The organism is Henriciella sp. (genome assembly GCF_049649345.1).
Classification (GTDB): Bacteria; Pseudomonadota; Alphaproteobacteria; order Caulobacterales; family Hyphomonadaceae; genus Henriciella.
In genome coordinates, this window is record NZ_JBARZC010000660.1 from 1 (window position 1) to 4,646 (window position 4,646).

Annotated in this window: 7 protein-coding genes; 5 read left to right on the forward strand and 2 right to left on the reverse strand. The window is 62.1% G+C overall.

From position 1 onward, the window contains the following. The 4 genes from WA989_RS18045 to WA989_RS18060 all read left to right on the forward strand — a co-directional run. Window positions 1-260: molybdenum cofactor biosynthesis protein MoaE (locus WA989_RS18045; protein ID WP_424341857.1), on the forward strand; the 260-nt coding region annotated here is incomplete at its 5' end. A gap of 11 nt (window positions 261-271) precedes the next feature. Continuing rightward, window positions 272-817, forward strand: a complete 546-nt coding sequence (moaB, locus tag WA989_RS18050; RefSeq protein ID WP_424341858.1) for a molybdenum cofactor biosynthesis protein B — start codon at window positions 272-274, stop codon at window positions 815-817. Continuing rightward, entirely contained in the window at window positions 814-1,296 is a 483-nt protein-coding gene (gene moaC, locus WA989_RS18055; protein ID WP_424341859.1) for a cyclic pyranopterin monophosphate synthase MoaC, read from the forward strand. The genes moaB and moaC overlap by 4 nt, the downstream gene beginning before the upstream one ends. After that, window positions 1,293-2,489, forward strand: coding sequence for a molybdopterin molybdotransferase MoeA (locus WA989_RS18060; RefSeq protein WP_424341860.1), 1,197 nt, complete (start codon window positions 1,293-1,295; stop codon window positions 2,487-2,489). The genes moaC and WA989_RS18060 overlap by 4 nt, the downstream gene beginning before the upstream one ends. A gap of 16 nt (window positions 2,490-2,505) precedes the next feature. On the opposite strand, the gene WA989_RS18065 is transcribed toward WA989_RS18060, so the two are convergent. Further along, window positions 2,506-3,048 carry a c-type cytochrome gene (locus tag WA989_RS18065; protein WP_424341861.1) on the reverse strand — a complete coding sequence of 181 codons (543 nt, stop codon included), beginning with the start codon at window positions 3,046-3,048 and terminating at the stop codon, window positions 2,506-2,508. Window positions 3,049-3,154: 106 nt separating this feature from the next. After that, window positions 3,155-3,721 carry a MarR family winged helix-turn-helix transcriptional regulator gene (locus WA989_RS18070; protein WP_424341862.1) on the reverse strand — a complete coding sequence of 189 codons (567 nt, stop codon included), beginning with the start codon at window positions 3,719-3,721 and terminating at the stop codon, window positions 3,155-3,157. Between the two features lie 217 nt (window positions 3,722-3,938). Here WA989_RS18070 and ectA point away from each other — a divergent pair, with 217 nt between their 5' ends. Continuing rightward, window positions 3,939-4,454: a diaminobutyrate acetyltransferase gene (ectA, locus tag WA989_RS18075; protein ID WP_424341863.1), complete on the forward strand. Its 516-nt coding sequence runs from the start codon at window positions 3,939-3,941 to the stop codon at window positions 4,452-4,454. Window positions 4,455-4,646: the final 192 nt, after the last annotated feature.

Consider the following 4,646-nt stretch of genomic DNA (forward strand, 5'->3'; position numbering starts at 1 on the left):
CGCACGACCGCTGGCCGCTTGTCGCCAGTCATGTCATCCACCGCACAGGCGACTTGGCGCCGGGCGAGCCGATCGTCTTCGTCGCCACCGCCTCGGCGCATCGCCGCGCAGCCTTCGAGGCGGCCGACTTCCTGATGGATTACCTCAAGACTGAAGCGGTCTTCTGGAAGAAGGAAACGACCAGCGCCGGCGAGACATGGATCGAGCCGCGCGCGGAAGACTATAAAGACAAGGCCCGCTGGGCCGCCAAAGCAGACTGAAAGACACACCCATGCACGGCATCAATGAGAACCTCGATTTCAAGCCCGTCCGCATCGCCGTCTTGGTGATGAGCGACACGCGCAATTTTGACACAGACACCTCCGGCACCACGCTGGCGCGCCGCATCGAGGAAGCCGGCCATGTCGTCGCTGACCGCAGGATCGTGCCCGATGATATCTACGCGATCCGCGCGCAGGTCTCGGCCTGGATTGGCGATCCTGAGGTGGATGTGGTCATCACATCGGGCGGCACAGGGCTGACGGGCCGTGATGTGACGCCCGAAGCGATCACGCCGCTCTTCGACAAGGTGATCGAGGGTTTCTCGGTGATCTTCCACCAGGTGAGCTATCAGAGCGTCGGCCTTTCGACGCTCCAGTCTCGCGCGATTGCCGGCCTTGCCGGCGGCACCTTCATCTTCTGCCTGCCGGGCTCGACCGGCGCGGTGAAGGATGGCTGGGACAAGGTCATCGCGCTGCAGCTCGACAGCCGCCACAAGCCCTGCAATCTCGTCGAGCTGATGCCGCGCCTCATGGAACACAAGGAGCATGATCATTGAGCGGTCTGACACATATCGGGCCTGATGGCCGCGCCCGCATGGTCGATGTCGGCGACAAGGCGGTGACCGCGCGAACTGCCATCGCGCAGGGCCGCGTCGACATGGCGGCTGAGACGCTGAAACTGGCGCTCGGCCGCGACACCAAAAAGGGCGACCCGATCGCGATTGCCGAGCTTGCCGGCATCATGGCCGCCAAGAAGACATCAGACCTCATCCCCCTCTGCCATCCGCTTCCGCTGACGAGCGTGAAGGTCAATATCGACGCAATCGAGAGTGAACACGCGCTCGCTGTAACGGCGCGCGTCAAAACGTCGGGCCAGACCGGCGTCGAGATGGAGGCGTTGACGGCGGTCTCCGCCGCCTGCCTGACGCTGTATGACATGCTGAAAGCCGTCGACAAGGCGATGGTGATCGGCGCCATCGAACTCGTTGAGAAGACGGGCGGAAAGTCCGGCGACTATCGCAAGGCCGGGTCATGAGCGGGCTTATTACTGTCGATGAAGCGCTCGGCCTTCTGGCGGCGCACACGCCGATCCTGGAGCATGAAACGGTCGCGACGGCAGGCGCGCAGGGGCGGATGCTGGCGGAGGATGTCCATGCCCGCGTGTCACGCCCCCCCGCTGCCGTCTCTGCGATGGACGGGTATGCCGTGCGGCTGGAGGATGTCCGTTCAGCGGGGACCACGCTCAACGTCATCGGCGAAGCGCCCGCCGGTGCGCCTTTTTCCGGAACGGTCGGCAAGGGCGAAGCCGTCCGCATCTTTACAGGCGGCGAACTCCCGGCCGGCGCAGACCATATCGTCATCCAGGAAGACGCCGATCGCGACGGGGACAGGCTCACGTGCCGCGAGGCCTATTCGGAGGCGCAATTCGTCCGCGCTCAGGGAATGGATTTCGAAGAGGGGGCCCTGATCCTTGAATCGGGTACCCGGCTCGGAGCGGCGGAGCTTGCCATTGCTGCGGCCGCCAATCTCGCATCCCTCAAGGTCACGCGCCGCCCGCGCGTCGGAATCCTCGCCAATGGCAATGAGCTGAAACCACCGGGCTCCGAGCTTGGCCCCGGCGAGATCGTCAACTCAAACCCGCCGGCGCTGGCCGCGCTTATCCGAAACTGGGGCGGCGAGCCGGTGGATCTCGGCACGGCGGCAGACACGCTGGAGGACATTCAGGCGCGGATCAAAGCCGCCAGGGACATCGACATTTTCCTGCCGGTTGGCGGCGCGTCAGTCGGCGATCATGACCTGATGCGGCCCGCCTTCGCTGCGGAGGGGTTCACGCCTGTCTTCGAGAAGATCGCCGTGCGCCCTGGCAAGCCGACATGGTTTTCCAAGGCCACCCATGCGCTCGTCCTCGGGCTTCCTGGCAATCCGGCCTCGGCGCTGGTCTGCGCGCATCTTTTTCTGCAGCCTCTGATCAGTGGCCAGAGGTTGCGCCATGTCAGAGCGAGGCTCGCCGCGCCGCTGCCTTCGAACGGCCCGCGCGAGCATTATATGCGCAGCGAAGCCTGGATCGATGAGACAGGTGTGCTCCTCGCCCGCCCGGCGGACAATCAGGACAGCTCGCTGATCACGCCATTCCTCGCAGGCAATGCGCTCTGCCGGCGCACACGAAATACGCCCGCACTCGAGGCGGGCGAACCGGTTGATATTGTCCTGATGAAACCGCTCGGCTGAGCGCGGTCAAAAGCGCTTATTCGGCGCTGTCATAGCCTGTCTGCGACATGATGTAGGCGATGACGGCCGTGCGGTCATCGGGCCGCCTGAGGCCGGAGAAGGTCATCCGATTACCCGGCAGGAAAGCCCGCGGGCTCTCCAGCCACTGGTCGAGTTGCTCTGGCGTCCACTCGAAATCGGCCTCCTGCAAGGCTTCTGAATACTCAAAGCCGGCACCTTCGCCCACTGTGCGGTCGAACACGCCGTGGAGGTTCGGGCCAAGCACGACAGGCCCGCCCTCTTCCAGCGTGTGGCAGGACTGGCACTGCAGGAAGACACGCTTGCCGCGGTCTAAATCGGCCGATGCGTAAGGCTCCGGCAGGCTGGCCAACTGGGCCGCAGGCGCGCTGTCGCTCTCACTTGCCGGGCTCACCGTGTCGTCTGCAGCAGCCTCGTCAGCGCCCGTTTCTTCCACTGGAGGCGGGGTCGGCGCGGCCTCTGCAGGCTCCTCGCCTGCTTCGCCACAGGCTGTGACGGCCAGCCCCAAGGCCACTGAAAATACTGTTGTGCGAAGACTCATCCCGGCTCTCCTGATTCCTGCTCGTCCTGTTGGCAACATTAGTGATCCCGCAGACCAGCGCAATGCCAATCGGGCCTGTCTTTATCAATCCGTGGACCGCTGCCAGCTAGCCGCGGTCGTTCGCCGGCAGATCGTTCACATCGCCCACATCGAGCAGCGGGGCCGCTTCGATCTTTTCCGCGTCGAGCAGCGAGACCAGGCGCAGCAGCGAGGCGACAAGGCTGGCCTGCTCCCATTCGGCGAGGTCTGAAAACCGCTTGCGGAAGGAGGATTGAAGAAGATCCGGCGCGCTTGAAAGCGTTCTGCTGCCATCTTGGGAAATACAGACCCAGACCCGGCGGCGGTCTGTCTCGCCCCGCCGGCGCTCGATCAGGCCGCGTTCCTGCAACTTGTCGAGAAGGATGGAAATGGTGGCCTGCTTGAGGTCGACGGCGCGGGCAAGATCGCCGGTCAGCATTTCGCCGCGCGCGCGAAGCACCTGCAGGACGAGAAGCTGCGATGCCGTCAGCCCCGTTTTGTGGGCCACGGTGCGCACATTTACCGCTGTCGCTTTCATGATACGGCGCAATGCGATCAGCGCCGCCTCGCTCTGGTCCGGCATTCCCTCGCTCCACGTGTCAGCGTTCACAGCTGAAAGTCTGATGTCTTCAAACCCTTCCGATAATTGCGGCATACACTGGAATCCTTTGAAAGCAAAAATGTTTTATTATCTAAATACACACGGAACATATGGTCAATTTCACGGGTTTTGTAGGAGGATGAAACAGTTTATACTATATGTCAGCGCAGGGGTTGATCGTATGCGAACCCCCATTAGATAGTTTGCCTAACAATATATGGTCTACGGAATGTTGCAGAACGAGCAAACAAAACGCGATGAAAACAATGACTTGCCGCCGAATCAGGCTGGCGGGATCACCATTGCTGCGCCGCTGAGCGAAGATGGCGCGGCCGTGCATGACCTCATCGCCGCCTGTCCGCCGCTCGACACCAATTCCCTGTACATGAACCTGATCCAGACGACCCATTTTGCGCAAACCTGCGCCCTTGCCCGCACGGGCGAGGAGGTCATTGCCTGGGTCTCAGGCCATATCCCGCCGCAGGAGCCGGACGTCTATTTCCTCTGGCAAGTCGCTGTCGGAGAGAAAGCCCGCGGACAGCGCATCGCCAAACGGCTCGTCGCTGACATCTTTTCCCGTCCTGAACTTCAGGCGGTCAAATATCTGAAGACAACAATCACATCGGACAATGACGCCTCATGGGGTCTTTTCCGGTCCATTGCGCGTTGGCTCGACGCGCCGCTCAATGAAAGCCCTTTCTTCGACGAAGACCGTCACTTCAAGGGCCGTCACGACAGCGAAATCCTCGTGACCATCGGGCCATTCGAGTTGCCGGCCGGCACCTGACACTTTTCCCGGCCACACTCACCCAACCAACCAGACCAAACAGGAGCCGAACGCATGCCGTTCACAGAGATTAAAGAAGACATTTTTGAACGACGGGAATCGCAGGTTCGCAGTTATTGCCGCAACTTCGATACGGTTTTCGTCAAGGCCCAGGGATCGGAAATGACCGATGCCGACGGCACAACCTATATC